The sequence below is a fragment of the Synergistaceae bacterium genome, from assembly GCA_012728235.1.
In the GTDB taxonomy this organism is placed as follows: domain Bacteria; phylum Synergistota; class Synergistia; order Synergistales; family Synergistaceae; genus JAAYFL01.
On record JAAYFL010000029.1, the window covers coordinates 1 to 20,960 of the forward strand.

A 20,960-nucleotide genomic window follows, 5' to 3' on the forward strand; every position below is an offset into this window, starting at 1 on the left:
GGGCGATCTACATTAACAGTCTTGGTGGGAGCAATATTGGCGGCATTTGTAATATCCCACTTCGGCAGCCTTTAATTGCTATATTAACAGTATGCTATAGCGCTTTTCAGGACGTCCGATTCGTTTATACGCGTACTTCACTTCAATTCTCCCAATTGCAACGAGAAACTCCAAGTGTCGTCTGGCAGTGGCGGAAGAGAATCCTAAACTCGAACCTATCTCACGGGAAGAGTATGTATCGAAATGCTTTCTAAGATGTTCTTCTATGTCGTCCAAACGTTCTGGGCTTAGCCCAGGGCCGACCTTACGCTTATTGTTTGTCCAATACCTGTGACTTCCCGGTATAGTATCGTTCAAAATCGAACCGTCTTCACTCATTCCCGTGAGATGGAGTCGGTACTGTTGATAGTCGTTTAAAGTCTGTTTTAAGGTTTCAAAGCGAAAGGGACTTACAAAATATTTAAAAATATTACGTCTGAGGAGAGCTCTTTCAAGCTCAGAATTTTTACGGTCTAATATAAGGATGTAATCAACTTTAGGATAATCTCTTAAAAGGGCGTCAAGGGTTTCTAGTGAATTGAAATTATTTTGATAAAAATTTAGAATTACTATATCCACTAATCCATCAGAGAGTTCAGCACGCAACTGATTAACACCAGTTACGATTTTTACAAGAGAAAATCCATCTTCCCCTTTAACAAGATCTGCATATAATTTCTGAAGTAACAGGTCTTTTTCCGAAATTACAACTCTTGTGCTTTCCATTTTTTCAAAACTCCCGTACCAAAAGTTTTCAGATGTAAAGAAAAGCACACAACTTTGTTCCGTTGTGTGCTTGATTTAAAATATTTTATATAATTTCTACGGTATAGGACCGCTCCACCAGCGTGGAATTCCAAATGAATAGCCAAAGGTAAATTCTCCATCTTGGTCATAAACCACTATAACTCTCCCTGCGAAATTATTTGTCGGCATAGTAAGTGCAATTCCGGTTTCCCACCAACTATCATGGTTTTTCCACTCTTTCAGAACTTGCCCATATCGGCCAAAAAGTTCAACATTTACTCCACCCCACCATGACCTCATCATGTTTCTGGATGCACCAATGTGGAGCCAGTAGGCCTGATCTCCTACGAGGGGATGTTTGGATAAACTATATAGCTCCTCTCTATTACCCAAAATGGCTGCATAGGCAATGTTGTCCGCATTGCCGGTCTTTAATCCTCCCTGGAATACCATCTTCCACTCTTGGAATGTGGGCAAATGATATTGGAAAAGGCTGTGTGTCATTGCCACTTCATTGAAAGGAGCCCAAACGTCAGAGGTTAGAGACCATCCTTTTGTTGGCAGCACCGGATCGTCCAATGTGTTTATATTAAGCGATAGGTATGGACCGGAGAAAGTATCTCCCTGACTTATCCTGGAGACTGCATATCCAATGCCGAACCGATTTCTTCTACCGAAGTTTTTATACCATGCGAGCCGTGCAGAATATCTTTCAAATTCATGTGTACCCAAATCTCTCGTCTCAAAGCCCTCTTCTCTTGCCGAAAGAACGAGCCCAAACTGAGTATCTTGAAAAGTGGGAGGAGTAAAATAACGGCCAAGAAGTCCCCATCTGTTCCCTAATCTATATTCTAAAGAACCTACGTCTCCATCCATTAGGATATCCCGTATCTGAGTTTCAATTGAGAACCAACCATCGCGGCTTATGTTTCCAACGTACCCATTTATACCAACTTCATATTTTGCCGGGCGTTCTATAAATATTACGATTTCCACGTCAGATCTGCTGACTCGTTTGGTTCGAGCTTCAACTAGAGAGAAGTCTTCTCTTCTCGAAAGCTCCTTTATGGCTTCTGCCAATTTTTTCATGTCGAGTTTTTCTCCGACCCAAGAGCCATATTTTGCATAGAGTGCGTTCGCGATGTTTTTGGGAACTCCTTCGAATCTCAGAGCAGAGACCTTTAGATTTCTTCCAGGCTCTTGATCCAAATGTGGGATGCAGGAATCGGTATCTTCACATTCGCTTAAAAGTCTTTTAATTGCTTCTATTTGCGGCTTTGTCGCCTCGACTCCCCGTTCTATTATTTTGTCGTAACCTCCCGAATCAAGCACTCCAAAGTCACTCACTTTGGGAGAGATAACAAGATCTGCTGCAGCAACATTACGCCTTATCTGTTCAACCATAAGAATTTCAAGAGACTGAGCCGCAACATCAAGCACCGACCTTATGCTCCCACGCTCTCTGCTTATGTCTTCCGGGGAGAGATTCACAGCAACCACGGGGTGGTCAGGGAACATTTCTTTTGCGATTAGAACAGGAAGGTTGGCCTTTAACCCTCCGTCTACAAGCAAGGTCTCATCTATCTCCCAGGGTTCAAAAATACCCGGAATAGACATTGTCGCTCGTAGTGCAGAAGCCAGGTTTCCCTCGCGCAACACAACTGTATCTCCATTTTGAAGGTTGGTTGCGATGGCAGCGAATGGGATAGGAAGGTCGTCAAAATCAGCAACAGAAACTCTTGCCGTCATTTCACTGAGATAAGTGTAAAGATTTTTTGCCTGAAGAAGCCCTTGCTTTCCCATGAAGCCCCGACTTCTCCTGTCATCTTTCTGAATTAATACTAAGTTGGTTTTACTTGTGGGAGCAGAGTTGTATCCAATGTCTTCAGCTCCTGAAATGCTTCTGTCTGAAATAATTTCCATTATGTTGACTTGATTTAAATGCTCTTTTAACTCTGCCGCATTATATCCGGAAGCGTAAAGTCCTCCCATTATTCCCCCCATACTTGTACCAACAATGGCGGCAATGGGAATATCGGCTTTTTCCAATTCCTCAAAAACTCCTATGTGGGCGAGGCCCTTGGTTCCACCACCGGAGAGAACTAAGACTATTCCGTCTTTATGTTGAAAGCCCCATCTTCTATTGTGAGAAGAGAGCAATTTACTCTGACTGGAAACTCTTGAAGGGGTTGACTCTAAGTCTTTTGGAGAAGATGGGGATCTTTCAGGAGATTGAAAAGAGAGAATAGAGTTTATTTTAGCACCATTCAATATCTGTCTCTCTGCAAAAGTTACTTCTGCAAAAGCCGAAGAAACTAATAGCTTCGCACAGAGAAAAACAAATATCATAAATTTAAAATGCTTGTTCATGTAACCACCCCTATTGCAACTCAAGAAGTTTTGTCTGTTCGGTTTTTATTTTTGATTCGCTTATAAAAAACCACATATTGAGAAGAGAACTCGTATAGTGCAAAAGTTGATTGTGAATAAAACAGTATAATTGTTAATTATAGCAGAACAGATAATGTTAATATATAATACATTCAACCTTATAACCTAAAAATTGAGACAGGAAAGGGAAAAAATAAATGTGGAAGAAAACGAAGTTAATTATTATTTTACTCTTTGCCGCGTTTTTTATAGGTTTTTTGCCTACGATTATTAAGTTTTTAAATGAGACTGTAATCTATTCTGCCGGGAAGGGACTCTCTTTTCACACTCATATATCAGCTATTATTAAATCTTTCACATATTTTTTGAGGCACTATGCTTGGCACATAATGTTTATATATGCTCTTATCGTCGCATTTATGATCTTTATGGAAGGACAAAACCCCGACAGAACAATACTTTGGATGCTTGTCCTAGTATTCATACCAGTTTTTGGGCTAATCATCTACTTTATGATGGGGCCTGATCCGGAGAGCTATAAGAGAAAAAAAGCCTTTCGCCCAACTCCTCCCTCTATAGATCAGACACCCTTTACCTCGGATAAGCGTTATGCCATAGGAAGACTTCTTCACTCGTGTAGCGGAGCTGATCTTTTGCGTTATAACAAAGTTGAAATTCTTATAGATGGAGAGGAAACCTTTAGTTCCATAAAAAAATCCCTTCGCAAGGCAAAATCCTTTATAAATATGGAATATTTCATTATCAAGGATGATGAGCTTGGAATTGAGATTAGGGACATATTATTGGATGCCGCAAAACGTGGCGTAAGAGTGAAAGTTTTGTATGATGCCATAGGCAGTTGGAGTCTCACAAAACAGTATGTCGATACACTCATAAATGCTGGAATAGAGTGCCACTCCTTTACCCCTGTTTCCTTTGCACGTTTTCGTAGAAAAATGAACTTCCGAAATCATAGGAAAATTATAATAATTGACAATGAGGTGGCTTACACAGGCGGCCTGAATATAGGCGATGAGTATCTGGGGAAAGGCCCTCTTGGACATTGGAGAGACACTCATGTGAAACTGGAGGGCGAAGCCGTAGATGAACTTCAAAAAATCTTCCTGCATGATTGGTGCTTTAGAACAGAAGAAGATTCTCAAAAGATGTATGAAGAATTTTTACGTATTGTGGGTATTATTGAACCTAAAAGAGATTATTCACACTTGCCGGCCCTGCCCCTTCAGGTTGTAGCCAGCGGAGCGAGTGATGCGTGGCACACGATTTCACAAGGATATTTCGCTATGATTACAAAAGCAGAAAATCGAATTTGGATCACCTCTCCCTATCTGGTGCCCAGCTCTAGCCTTATGACCGCAATGGCAAATGCTGCTCTGTCAGGAGTTGACGTGCGCATTATTGTCCCCAATAAGAGAGACCATTTTCTTGTCTTTTGGGGAAGCAGAAACAATTTTGCTCCTCTCCTTCGTGCTGGAGTAAGAATATATTTGTACGAAAAGGGTTTTATGCATGCAAAAACTCTGCTTATGGACGACAGCCTTTGTTCGGTCGGTACTTGCAACATGGACGTTCGTAGCCTTGAAATAAATTTCGAAGCTCAACTTTTTATTCATGACAGTAAACTGGCAGAAGAATTTGAATTACAGTTTGAAAGAGACTTTAGTGATTCCAAGGAGCTTGATTTAAACGAGTGGGAGAAACGCCCTCTTTGGCAAAAAATAATCGAATCCTTCGGAAAACTTTATTCGGCACAAATATAACAAAAATGTTAGAGATGATTGCATGACAAACGATACCTATAAGAAAAAGTTTTTATTTCAAAATATATTTGGGATTATAGACATTGTTTTAAAATTTGGTCTACATATTTTCCTTTACTGTAAAATAAAATCCGCTTTCCCCAACCCTCTTATAGCTAAGATTTGGATTGTTTGGGGATTTTTTTTCTTATTAATTGCCCTTATTACAAAGAGAAATTTTGGAGAAAAATTTGAAAAGCTGCTTTGTTGTTTTGACAGAATTGCGGGGCTCTATATTCTCTATTTATTTATTTTATTCTTAACTTTCTTGCTGCTTGATGCTCTGTGTTCTTTTATAAATGTAAAGTTTTTGCCTATTGAGATTTTTATTTCAGCTTTAGTTTTAGCTTTAATCATTTTGGTATTTGGAATTATACAGGCCAATATGATTCAAACAGTCTATTTAAAAATTTATAGTGAAAAACTTTCACCGGAAGTACCACCCTTAAGAATTGTTCAAATCACAGATTTACATTTAGGGTTTTGGTCAGGAGAGTCTTTCCTTAAAAAAATTGTAACCAAAATAAATCAATTAAATGCTGACATGGTCGTAGTTACAGGAGATCTGCTGGATGGAGTTAGCAGAGAGCAAAACGTTGATTTAAGTTTATTTTGTGAATTAAAAACAACTTTTGGCATATATGCCGTCACTGGCAATCATGAACACTATAGGGATAGTGACAGTGCTATTGCACTTATGGAATCTGTTGGGATAACTGTTTTGAAAAGCGAATCGATTGAAGTCGGCGGAATAATAATCGTTGGAGTCAATGATACAGACCACACGGTTAAAGCTAATTGGGGATTAAGCCGCTCTGAAACATTAGTCTTATCTCTTGAACATAAACAAAAAGATAAATTTCTGCTGCTGTTGCGGCATAAACCTATTATAGAATCCGGCACAGAAGGGCATTTTGATCTCCAACTATCGGGACATACGCATGGCGGACAGTTTTTCCCCTCTCCCTTTTCACGACATATAATATCGGGGATAAACAAAGGTTTCAAAAAATTTAAAAAGGGAGAACTCCTTTATGTAAGTAATGGAGTCGGGCATATAGGGCCTCCTTTTCGTTTTTTTGCACCTCCTGAAATAGTGGTTATCGATTTGCGTACAAGGGAAGATGAAGCGAGGATTTAAATTTGGCTAACTTTTGTATTTTTTGCCCCTTGTGCTATTCTTATCTTGCAAATTTATATATATAAAAGGCAGGTTTTTACTATGTGGAAAGGCCGTTTTGCACAGGATACAAACGAGTCAGTTGTCAACTTCACTCAGTCATTGAATTTAGACTGGAGGATGGCTCTGGCTGATATAAGAGGCAGTATTGCTCATGTCCGTATGTTGGAACATCAGAACTTGCTTACAGCTGAAGAGAGCAAAATTATAGAAGAGAATCTTCTTGAAATTGCTGAAGAGATTAAAGAGGGGGTTTTCATTCCCAAAATTTCCCTCGAAGACGTACATATGAACATAGAATCCCGCCTTATTGAAAAGTGCGGTGCAGTTGGAGCAAAACTTCATATGGGACGCAGCAGAAACGATCAGGTAAATACGACTGTTCGCCTATACCTTCGCAAAGAGCTTGTCTCAATCTGGGACGGTCTTTATAAACTTATAAATGTCCTTTTTGAAAAAGCCGAAGAACATGTCGATATTGTCGTGCCGGGTTATACTCATTTACAGCAGGCACAGCCTATTTCAATGGGACATTTTTGGATGGCACATGCACAAGCTTTTTTACGCGATGCGAAGCGCCTTTTGGATGCTTATGAAAATGTAGATGAGTCGCCTTTGGGATGTGGTGCACTGGCAGGAAGCACTCTACCTATTAACAGAGAATTTACCTGCGATGATCTTGGCTTTTCTAAAATGACGGCAAATAGCATGGACACAGTAGCTCACCGCGATCATTTTATGGATGTTCTTTATTTTGCAGCGACTTTCGGAAGCCATGTAAGCAGAATGGCAGAGGATTTAATTATTTATTTTACTACCGAATTTGGTTGGATAAAGCTCCCCGATGCATTCTGTACTGGATCAAGCATAATGCCCCAAAAGAAGAATCCTGATGTCTTGGAGATTCTTCGAGGTAAATCGGGACAGCTTTACGGAGCACTTTTTGAAATACTTACCATGCTAAAAGGAACTCCCCTCACATACAATAGAGATTTACAAGATGACAAGAGAGCCCTTTTTAGTACTCTGGACTGTCTAAATGATATTTTCTCTGTATTGCCTAATCTGATAAAAGAAGTAGAAGTAGATGAAAAAGCAGCCAATAGAGGCTTTGAAGATGGATTAATCCTTGCGACTGATGTCGCGGAGTACCTTGTACTACAGGGAGTTCCATTTAGAAATGCACATGAGAAAGTAGGGCATATTGTACGTTACTGCATTGAAATGAAAAAACCTCTCACTTCCCTAAGCATACAGGAGTGGCAAACGAAAATACCTGAAGTGAAAGAAGATTTGCTGCCCTTGCTAACACCGAGAAAATCAATGGAACGCCGCAACACTGTTGGTGGCACCGCACCTCAGCAGGTAAAAAATCAGATTGAAGATGCCAGGGCTAAACTGGCTCTTTACGAGAGAGAGGCAAAAGAAATTAAGGAGAGACTGCCGAAAGGATATTAATTTTTTAAAAAATAGTCAATCGCTAAAAACAGCTCCGTAAGATAATCTCAGAAGAGAATAACTTACGGAGCTGTTTTTAGTTTATCTGTAAAAATATTTTATTTTAGAGTTTCTATCCAGCCAAACGTATCAGGAGCTTTACCCCACTGAATATCTGTTAGAGCATTATATATCTTCATTGTAAGTTCGCCTGTCTTATTATCATTAATAACGAAGTTCTCTTCGCCAAAGGTAAGCTCGCCTATAGGAGAGACTACTGCAGCTGTGCCACAACACCAACATTCTTCCAAGGTCCCGTTTTGGGCTGCTTCTCTCACTTCATCTACACTAATCTTGCGCTCTTCCAAGGGATAGTTCCATGATTTCAATATTTCTAAGATTGATTTTCTAGTGATTCCCGGCAAGATTGAACCATTAAGTTCAGGGGTCACTACGGTGCCGGCTATTTTGAACATTACGTTCATTCCGCCACCCTCTTCAATATATTTTCTCTCTTCTGCGTCAAGCCAAAGCACCTGTGCATATCCTTTTGATGCAGCCCTTTCCCCGGCACGCAATGAAGCAGCATAATTTCCGCCACATTTTGCAAATCCGGTGCCACCCTTTGACGCCCTGACGTCGTCTTTTTCTATCATCATTTTTACAGGGTTTATTCCCTCTTTAAAGTAGGATCCCACAGGTGAAAGGATAATTGCAAAAACACATTCATGAGGTGTATGTACACCAAGCATTGCATCATTTGCAAACATAAATGGGCGTATATAAAGAGATGTATAGGGAGCGCTTGGGACCCAGTCCTGTTCAATCTCGATAAGAGTTTTAAGAGCCTTTAGAAAGAAATCTTCGTCTATTTTAGGAAGACACATACGTTCTGCAGAAATATTCATTCTTTTAATGTTTTCTATTGGACGAAATAGCTGTACATTGCCCTCTTCTGTGCGATAAGCTTTCATTCCCTCAAAAATTTCAGGGGCATAGTGAAGAACTATTGAAGCCGGTGATATTTCGAATGGGCCGAATGGGATAATTCGAGGATCATGCCAACCTTTTTTTACGTCGTAATTCATTACAAACATATTGTCTGTAAAGACCTTACCAAAACCGAGCTCTTTTTCGTCAACCTTTGGTTTTGGATTTTCATTCAACATAAGCTTGATTTTTTCCATTTTACACCCTTCTTTTTCTTTAGAATTTAGTTCTTTGATGTCAGTATTTTATCGGACTGAATTTATGATTTTCATTATATAGTATCCTTGATACATTATCCACAAAATAGAATTTAACGTTTTAACTCACTTATCTTACTGTGTTTCTTTACTGTCTTTAAATATATTGATGGATTATAATCTTAATGTTAAGAATTTATGGTTGGATTACATAAAAGGAGAGAGTATTATGCAAAATGTGCCGAAACACATATTTAGAGAGTACGATATCCGAGGACTTGCACAGAGTGAATTGTCTGATGAGAACGTAACTCAGATAGGACAAGCATACGGAACTTGGCTGCTCTCCCGTGGCATTGATAAAGCAACGATAGGAATGGACATTCGCCTCTCCTCGCCTCGAATAAAAACAGCAGCTGCAAATGGCATGAGACGTGCGGGAGTTTCGGTTATCGATATAGGAGTATGTTCTTCTCCTACTTTTTACTGGAGTCTTTATCATTTTGAAGTTGACGGCGGCATAATGGTTACAGGAAGCCATAATCCCAAAGAATTTAATGGTCTTAAAATTGCCTTTGAAAAAGGAACTCTTTGGGGAGATGACATTCAGGAAATACACAGGATAATAAACGACGACAAAATTGTTGCCGCAAAAGTTCCAGGAACTGTAACAGATATCCCGATTAATGAAGAGTATATAGATATGCTCGTATCTAAGATAACTTTGGGAGAGAGAAAACCTAAAGTCGTATGCGATTCTGCCAATGGCACTGGTGGGCTTTACGCTCCAGAATTCTTGCGACGCATCGGATGTAACGTGGTTGAACTTTATAGCGAACCTGATGAAAATTTTCCCAATCATCATCCCGACCCAACAAAGCGTGAAAATCTCGTTGACTTAATTAATTGTGTTATAAAAGAAAAAGCGGACTTTGGTGTTGGATTTGACGGAGATTCAGACCGAATCGGGGTTGTTGATGATAAAGGGGAGATTATCTGGGGAGATAGACTTATGGCACTTTTTTGGAAGGAAATTCTACCCAAAAAACCAGGTTGTATTGGAATTTGTGAAGTCAAAAGCTCCATGGCTCTACCGGAGACTATAAAAAAATTAGGCGGTAAACCTATTTGGTGGGCGGCCGGACACTCTTTGATAAAAGCAAAGATGAGAGATGAAAAGGCACTATTTTCAGGCGAAGTATCGGGACACATGTTCTTTGCAGACGAATATTTTGGCTTTGACGATGCTTTCTATGCTGCAGGGCGCTTATGTAGAATGATTTCTAACAGCGATAAAAAACTTTCGGAAATCATGATTGACATCCCTATATACCCATCCACCGTTGAAACCCGTTATGACTGTCCCGATGAAATAAAATTTGACGTGGTGGAGCGAGTAAAAGATGCGGCATTAAAAGAAGGCTTGGATGCCATTACCGTAGACGGAATTAGAATTAATTATGATTTAGGCTGGGGGCTTGTCAGAGTTTCAAACACACAGCCAGTTTTAGTCGCAAGATGCGAGGGTCGGACGAAAGAAGCTCTCGACGAAATATGCCGGGATATAAAGGAAAGACTTATTAAAGCGGGCAGTCCAAATTTTAAGTGGGAATACTAAGGAATAAAATTAAGCAATATTATATTATAGGCAATAGTGAGAGTAGAATTTTTACAAAGTTATTAAATATTTAAAAAATAAAGAATGATACACGTAAAACAGGAGGAAAAAGCATGAAGTGCACAAAAGAGCTAGATGGAATGACTTGTGTTGCAAGAGGCGCAAAACATGGCGCAGCTCCTATTCCGCAAGAAGGCAAATGGGACGAAGCAAAGGAAGTAAAGGATATTTCAGCTTTTACTCATGGTGTGGGCTGGTGTGCTCCTCAGCAGGGAGCATGCAAATTGACGCTTAATGTTAAGGAAGGAATCATACAAGAAGCGTTGATCGAAACCATAGGCTGTTCAGGCATGACACACTCAGCAGCAATGGCATCAGAGATTCTGCCAGGAAAGACTATTCTTGAAGCTTTAAACTGCGATCTTGTCTGCGACGCTATTAATACGGCTATGAGAGAACTTTTTCTTCAAATAGCATATGGAAGAAGCCAGAGTGCATTTTCTGAAGATGGACTCCCCTTGGGTGCCGGGCTTGAAGATTTGGGGAACGGCCTTCGTTCACAAATCGGAACAATGTACGGCTCTCTGCCCAAAGGCCCTCGTTATCTTGAAATGGCTGAAGGATATGTAACGAAAGTTGCATTAGACGAAAATGACGAGATTATCGGATATCAATACGTCAATATGGGCAAGATGATGGATGCAATTCGCAAGAACGTCGATCCAAAGGAAGCGCTTGAAAAAAATACCGGCACTTATGGAAGATTCGAAGATGCCGTAAAAATTATAGATCCAAGAGAAGAGTAGGAGGGAAAAATCTTGATAACTTTTGAAGGCTGCGAACGCAGAATGCACAAGATAGCCCCCTTTCTAAAGGAGCGAGGATTTAATGATTTAGAAGAAGCACGTTCCCTCTGTCTCTCCAAAGGGGTTGACGTAGAAAAGATTGTCAAGGGAGTTCAGACTATAGCATTTGACAACGCTGTCTGGGCATACACTTTGGGTGCAGCTCTTGCCATAAAAGCTGATATAGAAACAGCTGCAGAGGCAGCAGAAAAAATCGGAGAGGGACTTCAGGCTTTTTGCATCCCCAACTCAGTTGCAGAGCTAAGACAGGTTGGATTAGGACATGGAAATCTCGGTGCTATGCTCCTACGCAACGAAACGAAATGTTTCTGCTTTTTGGCAGGACATGAATCCTTTGCTGCAGCAGAGGGTGCGATAGGAATAGCAAGCACGGCAAATAAAGTGAGAAAAGAACCTCTACAAGTTATTTTGAACGGACTTGGTAAAAACGCAGCACATATAATCTCTCGTATCAACGGGTTCACACTTGTTGAAACACAATTTAACTACGGCAGTGGCGAACTTAAAGTCGTGGAGGAAAGAGCTTTTTCTAAAGGAGAGAGAGCCAAGGTACGCTGTTATGGAGCAAATGACGTCTCTGAAGGAGTTGCTATTATGATCAGAGAAGGTGTCGATGTTTCTATAACAGGAAATTCAACTAACCCGACACGTTTTCAACATCCTGTAGCCGGTACGTACAAAAAATGGGCTGTAGAAAACGGTAAAAAATATTTCTCCGTTGCATCAGGAGGCGGAACGGGACGTACCTTACATCCGGACAATATGGCGGCAGGTCCTGCCAGTTACGGACTCACTGATACTATGGGACGCATGCATAGTGATGCTCAATTTGCAGGTTCATCGTCAGTACCGGCTCACGTTGAGATGATGGGGCTTATAGGCATGGGGAATAATCCCATGGTTGGAGCAACAGTTGCCGTTGCTGTGGCAATTGCCCAATCAAAAAAATAAATATTTTTATCAAATATTAATTTTGTTCAATATAAAAGCTGAGCTCGAAAAACAAAATGTTTTTCGAGCTCAGCTTTATTTAATATAGCGTATTAGTTATTTTTTTAAAAAGGGAAAACAGGGAGTTTGGCGAGGTAAGTTAAATCTTCACCGTTGTATCCGCCCTCTTCGAGCAAGACAGCCACTTTTGCAACTACGTTACATTCAGTCAGTTCAAGAAGTCTCTCTACCGATTTCAATGAACCGCCTGTTGAGACAACATCATCAACAATACAGACGTTTTTGCCTTTCAAAAGAGTTGCATCAACTCCGTTGATAACGATTTTCTGGGGCTCTTTTGTGGTAATAGATTTAACTTCCGTGTAAATAGGATTCTCCATATAGCTCTTGATTGATTTTCTTATTACAACATAATTTGTTCCGAGCCTTACGGAGAGTGCGTGTGCCAAAGGAATTCCCTTCGCCTCTAAGCTTACAATTATCTCTATATCATTTCTTGATTTAAGTTTTTCATATAATGCATCTGCTGTTTTCTCTATAAGCATGGTGTCTCCCAACATTACAAAAGAAGCAATTTTAAGATTAGGCGCCACCTGTACTTTTTTTAGTTCTCTAGTTAAACCGCAAATATTAAGTGTATAAGTCTCCGTCATTATCTTCCCTTTCTATAGTGAAAATATAAGCTTAATTACTACACCAGCCAAAAGTCCGAAGAATGGATTCCACTTTGCAGACACAATCACTGTGGCTCCAACCACCATTCCCCATGGAGAAAACCCGAATGGTCCTTCAAATAAAGGAGTCGGGACAGCTGCTATCGCACCAAAAATATTGGATGTAAAAGTAACAAATACTCCGAGAACAAAAAGAAATCCAGCTATAGAAGCGCTGTGGACATATCTTCCTATCGTAGGAAGCAGTTTAAAGAGCAGTATTCCCGCCATAATAAGCATCATTAAGACTGAAGACCGAACGGGATTTGGTGCTGTTGCTGTTCCTGAAATGATAGATTCTACGGGAGCTCCCCCAAAGAAAGAGGATACGATATCAGCAAGTGAAGAATAAACTGCAAGGTGATCTATATTGGCATTAACTCCAGCTATGTTTCCTGTTATTTTTCCGAAGCTAATATTCGCCCCGATATTCAAACATGCTATTGCAAGGCCGCTGATTATGATTGAAGGGTATTTCCAAATCTTCCACTCGATATTGTTCAATGTGAACTTTTCACGACTTGCATCTAGAACTAAGTTGGAAACCTCAACTTTGCCCATTTTCATAAGAATGTTATATACAATCGTCGAAATGAATACAGAGATAATAATTGTGTGTGCTAAGTCTTTTGTCATGAACCAAACAACAAGTGCAACGGCCATAGAGACTGAGCCGGATATCCTTTCTGAATTGAATATGTCAACCGACACATATGCCAACATAATCCCGACTCCTGCCATCATGGATGTGACTATCACAGGTCCTATAAAATCAACAATTTTTTCATTTAGTCCGAGTGCGGAGGGAATAAGGAGAAAAACACCGCCCCAGAAAATTAGGCTCAGGCGCTCTCTGATATCCTTTCCCATTTTCCCCGCGAGGGTGATTGTTTCAGCTTGAAATGAAATTGTGGCGACAGAAGAGAGAAAAAGTGAAGCTGCGGCTCCTATGATAAAGGCTATGCTTGTAGGAAACGCCGCGAATCCAAAGCTTAATGCTAAAAGACCTTGGGGAATACCGTTTACCACAACTGCCAGTGAAGCAAGTAAATCTGTCAATAGAGACTCCATTGCAATTCCTCCTGTTTGTTATAAATAATAGCAACTTAGAACATTATAAAACATTTCTCTTAAAAGAGGGATTGTTCATAAGTATTCGTTTATTGCCGCTTTTATAACAAACAGAAAGAAGATGCGTTTATTTACAGAGGAGAGTAGGCATAACCCAGTCCTGTGACAAGCTCCTCCATTATCTCTCTAACTCTTCCAATTTCTTTAAGTTTTGCAACATTGCTTCCGCAAAAAAAGAGTCCGTTTTCCCAGTCGCCTTTATAAGCGCTCATTAATGCATCCGCTATACAGAAAGTCTCTTTTTTCATGCGGCAGATACAGTGTGTAAGACAACCGGTTTTACATGTGGCTTTTTCTAGTACATCGGCAAAATAACGTTTTATTAGAGGACTGAGAATAGCTCTTCCCGGCAACCCTGCCGGACTTTTTATTAGAACAACATCTTTCTCTTCAGCATCAAGATAAGCTTGTTTGAATCTATAAGATACATCAGATTCTTCTGTACCTGCAAACCTCGTCCCCATCTGAACGCCTGATGCTCCCAAATCCATAGAATCTTTTATATCCTGGCTGTCCCAAATACCTCCGGCAGAAATAATAGGGATGTTAAGTCCTAAATCTTTTAAAAAGCTTACAAGAGAGGGAATAACGGTTTTTAAGGAGAGCGAACAGTCCATAGCTTGCTCTTCATCCCTAGCACCTAAATGTCCTCCTGCTGTATTAGGAGTTTCCACAACAAAAGCATCGGGGATGCGATTATAAGATTTCTCCCATTTGCGCAGTATGATATTTGCGGCTTTTACACTGCTCACTATAGGAACCAAAGCCACATCAGGGTAATCCTTTGTAAGTTCGGGCAATTTGAGTGGCAACCCTGCACCTGAAACAATAATGTCTATTCCTGATTCGCAACTGGTTTGCACCATTTCGTCATAATCGCTTAAGGCGCACATACAATTCATAGCCAAAACTCCGCCTTTAGCTAGTTTTCTCGCCTCTTCGATTGACTTCTTAATCATTACCACATTTTCAGATGCAACGTTTCTTCCGTTGAAGTTAGGGGAGGCCACGGCAAGACCCACTGATGCTATCGTTCCTACTCCTCCTGCCGAGGCAACAGCACCGGCCAGTTTGGGACCTGACACCATTACTCCCATGCCACCCTGAACTATGGGATACTTTGGTTTATGCTTCCCAATTTGCAATGCGTGTTCCTTACTCTCTTTCATAATAAACACTTCCTTTATGTATATCCTTTTCTAATAATTATCTTATATAGCAGAATACTGGATATGATATTCCATTATCCACTCTTTTGCAATGTAATTTCAATCATGTGGATTTCGACAAATATCTATATAATATAAAAATGATTCGCAATGCTTCCGATTTTCTGTTTTCTTTGAGGAAAAAGCTGGGGGAATTATTATAAAGTTTATAAATTACGGAATAGTCTTTCTAGCTTTTATTTTATTTATATTTCTTATAGCCATGTTTTTGTGATTTATCAAAAGTTAATTCTGTGAGAAAGAGGGTGTTGTAATGAATAGTAGAGACATAAACTACGCCAAAAAAGATGGGGTGGACGTTATATATCTTGCCGGAGGCTGCTTTTGGGGAGTGGAAAAATTTATGACAGCAATTCCCGGTGTTTTAAGAGCAACTTCCGGCTATGTGAACGGGAACCCTAATATAGTGCCTACTTATGAAAAGGTTTGTTCAGGCGACACTGGATACAAAGAAGCCGTACGAGTTGAATATAACAAAAACGTTGTCAGTCTTGACGCTCTGCTTTACTCCTTCTTTAGAATAATTGACCCCACTTTGAAAAATCGACAGGGAAATGACAGAGGCAGTCAATATCAGAGCGGGATATATTATAACGACGACAATTCTAAAGCAGTAGTTGAAAAGGTTGTTGCTACAGAGAAGCTCCGTTATAAAAAATTCTCTGTCGAAATAGAGCCTCTATCTATATTCTACGAAGCGGAGAAATACCATCAAAGCTATTTGATGAAAAATAAGGGCGGGTACTGCCATATAAGCAATGAAAAAGTGGATATGGCTGCCGGCATGATCGTTGACCCATCAAAATACGATCGTCCACATACAGATGAAATTAGAAAAAAACTAACTGAACTTCAGTTTTCTGTTACTCAAAATGATGCGACAGAACCTCCCTTTGATAATGATTTTTGGAAGAGCAGTGAGCGTGGAATTTATGTTGACGTTGTCACGGGGGAACCTCTTTTTTCTTCGAGGGGTAAATATGCAGGAAGTTGCGGTTTGCCATCTTTTAGCGAGCCTATAGATGAAAATGCCCTCGTATATATCAAGGATTATTCCCACGGTATGGTGAGGACGGAAGTTAGAAGCAGGGTTGGGAATTCGCACTTGGGACACGTTTTCGTTGGAGACCCTGAATCCCCCAACGGAGTACGTTTTTGTATTAATAGTGCTTCATTGAGGTTTATTCCTTATGATGACATGGAAGAAGAGGACTACGAGAAGCTAAAAAAGTTTATAGTTCGTTAATCCTTAAAATTTGTTTTTATGAAAACAAAATACGCCTCTTCAGTTCCGTCAAAACTGAGGAGGCGTATTTTGTTTCTTTAGAATAGAAAAAGACTTTTCTTGTTTTATATAATGAGCTTGCCGCCTCCGGGCCTCTTTGCACCAGAGACTGCATCTAGCTGTTCGAGGACGTTTGCACTTGCGACTTCAATCTTGGGTTTCTTTGCCTCTTCTTCTTTTACATACTCCTGGACTCTCTTTTCATATTCCGCCATAGTATTTTTTATTCCTTCTACGTCACATTTTAACCACTGCAATATACCATCTGTAATCGTCTGATACATCTCTTCTTTAGGCTCGTCCTTTATTACTCCAAGCTTTACGAGCATTCCATACTCATCTTTTACGGAAGCAAAAATATCCTCTTCTGTAATGAGCCCCTTCTTGTAAAGAACTCTATAGATTATATTTGACTTGGTCTTATTGTTCTCATCGTTTGCTGTAAGGGAATCAACACGTGAAAGCAACATTGATATTATCTCTTCTAGACTTACCTGAACCGGTGTTGCCATTTCAAATCACTCCTTTTTTTTACTTTACCCTAAGTATTCTATCACAGCAATTTCTAAAAACATCCGAAAAAATACTAGAAAATTCTACTTTCCATTATTTTACGATTGATTTTGTTTTAGATAAGAGTTATCTTAGTCTAAATCAACTCTTTTTGGAGGTTTTTATCATAGCAGAAAATAAGTTAAAGCTTTGGTATAAAAAAGCTTTTTACTTTATAAAAAAAGAATATAATACTTTTTTTCTCTCCACGCTGGGCTCCGTAATTTTTACCATCGGGGTAACCGGTTTCACTATCCCGTACCACTTCCCTGATTCAGGGCTTATGGGTATCGCCTTAATTTTTAAATATACTGTTGGACTGCCTCCTTCTATAGTGCATATTGTACTCAATTCCTTATTACTTCTTTGGGCGAGAAAAGAACTTCCAAAACGATTTGTCGGCTGGACGATATACAACGTACTACTTATCTCTACTCTTTTACAGCTTTTGGGCTCTATCAATTTTCCCCCTATTAATGACATGCTGCTCGTCGCAGTTGCAGCGGGACTTATAAAGGGGATAGGGCTGGGAATAACATTTTTTTCTGGAGCAAGTTCGGGTGGATTGGATATTATCGCGTCGGTCTTACGCAAACGGTTGGGCGCTGCTGTGGGCAAATATACGTTCTTTATGAATGTGTTTATTTTAAGCGCATCAGTCGGAACTGTCGGATTTGAAAAAGTTCTTTATGGTTTTGTTGCAACATACATCAGTGGGCAAACAATTGATAGAGTTCTCTCTTCGTTTGATCGGCGAAAACTTGTCTTTATTGTTAGCGAACATGAAAACCGGCATCATATTGTAGATTTCATTTCCTCTGAACTTAGCAGGGGCTCTACTCTTTTCGATACAAAAGGTGGATATTCTCACGCAGAGAGTTCAACTATGATGTGTCTTTTAACAAGAAGGCAGACAATGGAACTTAAATGTTTTCTGGCCGAAAACTTTCCTCGCACATTCCTAGTCATCTCAGATGCTTCTGAAGTTCTAGGAAAGGGCTTTAAGCGTTGGAAGAATATATAACGAAAAAGCTTGCATAACAGTTGGAATGAATATATCTTCTACTGATTACACGAGCAGAGATTTGGAGTGGGCATATGTCTAAAAAACATATTTTTAAGAAACATATGGGAAACCTTAAGGTTCACGCGAAGCTTGAATTTCCGTCATTCCTTATGACAACAATCGGGATAACGATTTACGCTATCGGAGTCATGTGGTTTACTGTGCCATATAATTTCCCTGATTCAGGCCTAATAGGTATCGCTCTGCTTTTAAAATACACAATAGGTCTGACGCCCTCTATTTTCTATCTCCTCGCAAATGTAGGGTTAATGGCCTGGGGACGGAGAGAGTTGCCCAAGAGATTCATCTTGTGGACCTCATACAATATTTTTATGTTTTCTTTTCTGCTTGATATACTTGGCAGAGTTCATCTCCCTATGATTGAAAATATGTTTTTGGTTGCCATTACAGGTGGAATAATAAAAGGCATAGGAATTGGAATGATATTTCGCTGTGGAACATCTTCCGGCGGGACAGACATTATTATTGCAGTTATAAGGAAACGTTTTGGAATTGAGATGGGAAGATACAGTTTCTATCTCAACATGATTATTCTTGCTGCTTCTATCAATATAGTTGGTCTTGAAAAACTCCTATACGGACTGGTTGCAGGCTATGTCGCAGGAGAGACTACAGACAGTGTTCTAACCTCTTTTGACAAGAGGCGCCTTGTCTTCATTGTGGGAACAAAAGAGTCAGAGCAGGATATTATTCAGTATATTTCAGACAATCTCAAAAGAGGATCAACTGTTTTCGAAAGCAGGGGCGGATACTCAAATCAAGAAAGCTCTACTCTAATGTGTCTACTTACACCAAGACAGACTATGGATCTTAAAAGATACATAGCAAGGAATCATTTGCGCTCTTTTGTTGTAGTAGCAGAAGCTTCTGAAGTTCTGGGAGCTGGTTTCAAAAATTGGGAAAAAATATAAAAAACATTATATTTATTTTACAATTCACTCTTAACCTTATGGGGAGGCTCTCAAATGTCAAAAAATAAACCCTTTTCCGATGAACAACTCACTATGTCTGATTACAGATATGAATTAGGAGGCCCTGTTCTAGAACTGTTAAATCCGAAAAGCAAGGAAAGAATCCTTGACTTAGGATGTGGAGATGGAAAGCTTACTAAAGAGCTCGTTGATTTAGGTTGTAATGTCACAGGAATTGACTCTGACCCGGAAATGATTGAGAAAGCAAAAGCTTTGGGAATTGATGCAAGAATCGGGAATGCGGAACAGTTGGTTTTGGATGAAAAATTTGACGCGGTAATGAGCAACGCGTCACTTCACTGGATGAAAGATCAGTATGGAGTCGTGCAAGGAATTTGGGATGCTCTAAAACCTGGCGGAAGATTTGCCGCTGAATGTGGTGGAGAGGGATGTATCCGTATTATTCGTGAAGGTCTAAAAATAGCATTGATTAAGAGAGGGTTGGATTATAAAGCGAGAAATCCTTGGAAATACCCTGAACTGGGAACTTTTTCCGGTATTTTGGAAAATCGTGGATTTAAAATAAACTATATCGCGAGAATTGACAGGCCAACTCCTCTGCCAAAAGGGCTTCGGCATTGGCTTGAAGTCTTTACAGCCTCTCATACTAGAGGGTTTTCAGAAGACGAAAAGAATTTTTTTTATAATGACGTAGAAAAATACTGTCGTCCGCTTCTCTACACGGAAAAAGATGGTTGGATTGCAGACCATGTAAGGTTAAGGATACTGGCGGAAAAACCTTTGGTCTCTTAGGTTTTGGGATTTTAAGAATTAAAGCAAAGGTATAATTTCCTGCGGTAAAGCCGAAATTTTACTGATGGCCTTAAGAATTTGAAATTTTACTGGGGTTAATTTTTCGCATACTTCCAAACACGAAGAGAGTCTCCCTGAAGAGGCTTGGGACGACCAGTAACGACGATTTTATCCTCCGTTACAACAATGTTGTTAATGTTTACGGGGAAAGGAATTTTTTCTCTCTTTATCAAGGGATTAATTTCTTTTAGAAGCTTTTCTGTCAAATATTCCGACTGTTTCATGCCGTTTACAAAAAATTCGGTATCAACCAAACTAAAATCTCCATTTATAAAACCCAGTTTAGCTTTTGCCATCATCCGTATGTTGAAAGTAAAGAGAAATTTAGCTGTGTATGTGCCGTTAACAGTGATTTTATCTGATGAAAAGTCTACTTCTAAATTCGTAAAACCTTTTACATCTTCAACTGCGGTGCTGCAATACCCGTCAACATCTTTTTTTAATAAAACGACTTCCGCTCTGGCCATATGTATTAAATCAGCCAGCTCATATACGTCTTTTCCCGAAATATTGTGAGGCGGTTCTTTCATCATTGCAAACACAGAAATGCTGTCCACTCTCATTCCCTCTAAGACAACGCCCTTTGCTTTGGCATACAAGAAACTGCCTCCTTCTGTGGCTTGAACAAGCAAGGATTCAGGTTCAAATTCTTCAACTAATAGCTGCCCAACTCGTTCTTCGACTCGAATATCGGCAGATGCAATATTTGGCATACATACTAAAAGCAATAAAAGGAGAAGATAAATTGTTTTTTTGATTGTTTTTATGTCAAAACAAAAAAAGTCTACAAGCATCTATATAAAACTCCTTCCAAAATATCGAGTTTCCTATTTTTACCTTGTTATTTTATCATCTCCGACAGAAGAATACATGGGTGATTTTACGTTTTTCTAAATACTACTTAGAGAAACACCTAGAAATAGAGCCTTGAAATTATTTTATA

General features: G+C 39.7%; 18 protein-coding genes. 10 read left to right on the forward strand and 8 right to left on the reverse strand.

The window, feature by feature from the left end; translation table 11 throughout:
- Positions 1-78: 78 nt before the first annotated feature.
- Positions 79-765: a hypothetical protein gene (locus GXZ13_02410; protein NLX74691.1), complete on the reverse strand. Its 687-nt coding sequence runs from the start codon at positions 763-765 to the stop codon at positions 79-81.
- A gap of 96 nt (positions 766-861) precedes the next feature.
- The gene (locus tag GXZ13_02415; GenBank protein ID NLX74692.1) at positions 862-3,156 is read right to left on the reverse strand and encodes a patatin; all 2,295 of its coding nucleotides are present in this window, start codon (positions 3,154-3,156) and stop codon (positions 862-864) included.
- 218 nt (positions 3,157-3,374) lie between these two features.
- On the opposite strand from GXZ13_02415, the gene cls reads away from it, so the two are divergent.
- The 3 genes from cls to argH all read left to right on the forward strand — a co-directional run bounded on the left by cls (position 3,375) and on the right by argH (position 7,635).
- A complete protein-coding gene (gene cls / locus GXZ13_02420; protein ID NLX74693.1) occupies positions 3,375-4,958 on the forward strand; it encodes a cardiolipin synthase in 1,584 nt (527 codons plus the stop codon).
- Between the two features lie 22 nt (positions 4,959-4,980).
- A complete protein-coding gene (locus tag GXZ13_02425) occupies positions 4,981-6,138 on the forward strand; it encodes a metallophosphoesterase (protein ID NLX74694.1) in 1,158 nt (385 codons plus the stop codon).
- 81 nt (positions 6,139-6,219) lie between these two features.
- Entirely contained in the window at positions 6,220-7,635 is a 1,416-nt protein-coding gene (gene argH / locus GXZ13_02430; protein NLX74695.1) for an argininosuccinate lyase, read from the forward strand.
- 98 nt (positions 7,636-7,733) lie between these two features.
- On the opposite strand, the gene GXZ13_02435 is transcribed toward argH, so the two are convergent.
- Positions 7,734-8,801 (reverse strand): branched-chain amino acid aminotransferase, encoded by a 1,068-nt coding sequence (locus GXZ13_02435; GenBank protein ID NLX74696.1) that lies wholly within the window; start codon positions 8,799-8,801, stop codon positions 7,734-7,736.
- A 229-nt stretch (positions 8,802-9,030) separates the two neighbouring features.
- Between GXZ13_02435 and GXZ13_02440 the strand changes: the two genes are divergently transcribed.
- The 3 genes from GXZ13_02440 (at position 9,031) to GXZ13_02450 (ending at position 12,236) form a co-directional block, all read left to right on the forward strand.
- Positions 9,031-10,419: a phosphomannomutase/phosphoglucomutase gene (locus GXZ13_02440; protein NLX74697.1), complete on the forward strand. Its 1,389-nt coding sequence runs from the start codon at positions 9,031-9,033 to the stop codon at positions 10,417-10,419.
- 113 nt (positions 10,420-10,532) lie between these two features.
- Positions 10,533-11,225, forward strand: a complete 693-nt coding sequence (locus GXZ13_02445; protein NLX74698.1) for a hypothetical protein — start codon at positions 10,533-10,535, stop codon at positions 11,223-11,225.
- Between the two features lie 12 nt (positions 11,226-11,237).
- Complete coding sequence (locus GXZ13_02450) at positions 11,238-12,236, forward strand: GGGtGRT protein (GenBank protein NLX74699.1); 999 nt, start codon at positions 11,238-11,240, stop codon at positions 12,234-12,236.
- A gap of 104 nt (positions 12,237-12,340) precedes the next feature.
- Here GXZ13_02450 and GXZ13_02455 read toward each other — a convergent pair whose 3' ends face one another.
- The 3 genes from GXZ13_02455 to GXZ13_02465 form a co-directional block, all read right to left on the reverse strand.
- Positions 12,341-12,889, reverse strand: coding sequence for an adenine phosphoribosyltransferase (locus GXZ13_02455; GenBank protein NLX74700.1), 549 nt, complete (start codon positions 12,887-12,889; stop codon positions 12,341-12,343).
- A 12-nt stretch (positions 12,890-12,901) separates the two neighbouring features.
- Positions 12,902-14,020 (reverse strand): NCS2 family permease, encoded by a 1,119-nt coding sequence (locus tag GXZ13_02460; GenBank protein NLX74701.1) that lies wholly within the window; start codon positions 14,018-14,020, stop codon positions 12,902-12,904.
- A gap of 131 nt (positions 14,021-14,151) precedes the next feature.
- Entirely contained in the window at positions 14,152-15,249 is a 1,098-nt protein-coding gene (locus GXZ13_02465; protein ID NLX74702.1) for a nitronate monooxygenase, read from the reverse strand.
- 313 nt (positions 15,250-15,562) lie between these two features.
- Here GXZ13_02465 and msrB point away from each other — a divergent pair, with 313 nt between their 5' ends.
- A complete protein-coding gene (gene msrB / locus GXZ13_02470) occupies positions 15,563-16,555 on the forward strand; it encodes a peptide-methionine (R)-S-oxide reductase MsrB (GenBank protein ID NLX74703.1) in 993 nt (330 codons plus the stop codon).
- Between the two features lie 104 nt (positions 16,556-16,659).
- Here msrB and GXZ13_02475 read toward each other — a convergent pair whose 3' ends face one another.
- On the reverse strand, positions 16,660-17,106 hold the full coding sequence (locus GXZ13_02475) for a hypothetical protein (protein NLX74704.1): 447 nt from the start codon (positions 17,104-17,106) through the stop codon (positions 16,660-16,662).
- 167 nt (positions 17,107-17,273) lie between these two features.
- On the opposite strand from GXZ13_02475, the gene GXZ13_02480 reads away from it, so the two are divergent.
- The 3 genes from GXZ13_02480 (at position 17,274) to GXZ13_02490 (ending at position 19,957) form a co-directional block, all read left to right on the forward strand.
- Positions 17,274-18,170: a YitT family protein gene (locus GXZ13_02480; GenBank protein NLX74705.1), complete on the forward strand. Its 897-nt coding sequence runs from the start codon at positions 17,274-17,276 to the stop codon at positions 18,168-18,170.
- 74 nt (positions 18,171-18,244) lie between these two features.
- Positions 18,245-19,144 carry a YitT family protein gene (locus tag GXZ13_02485; GenBank protein ID NLX74706.1) on the forward strand — a complete coding sequence of 300 codons (900 nt, stop codon included), beginning with the start codon at positions 18,245-18,247 and terminating at the stop codon, positions 19,142-19,144.
- Positions 19,145-19,198: 54 nt separating this feature from the next.
- The gene (locus GXZ13_02490) at positions 19,199-19,957 is read left to right on the forward strand and encodes a class I SAM-dependent methyltransferase (GenBank protein ID NLX74707.1); all 759 of its coding nucleotides are present in this window, start codon (positions 19,199-19,201) and stop codon (positions 19,955-19,957) included.
- A gap of 95 nt (positions 19,958-20,052) precedes the next feature.
- On the opposite strand, the gene GXZ13_02495 is transcribed toward GXZ13_02490, so the two are convergent.
- Entirely contained in the window at positions 20,053-20,811 is a 759-nt protein-coding gene (locus GXZ13_02495; protein NLX74708.1) for a hypothetical protein, read from the reverse strand.
- Between the last annotated feature and the right edge of the window lie 149 nt (positions 20,812-20,960).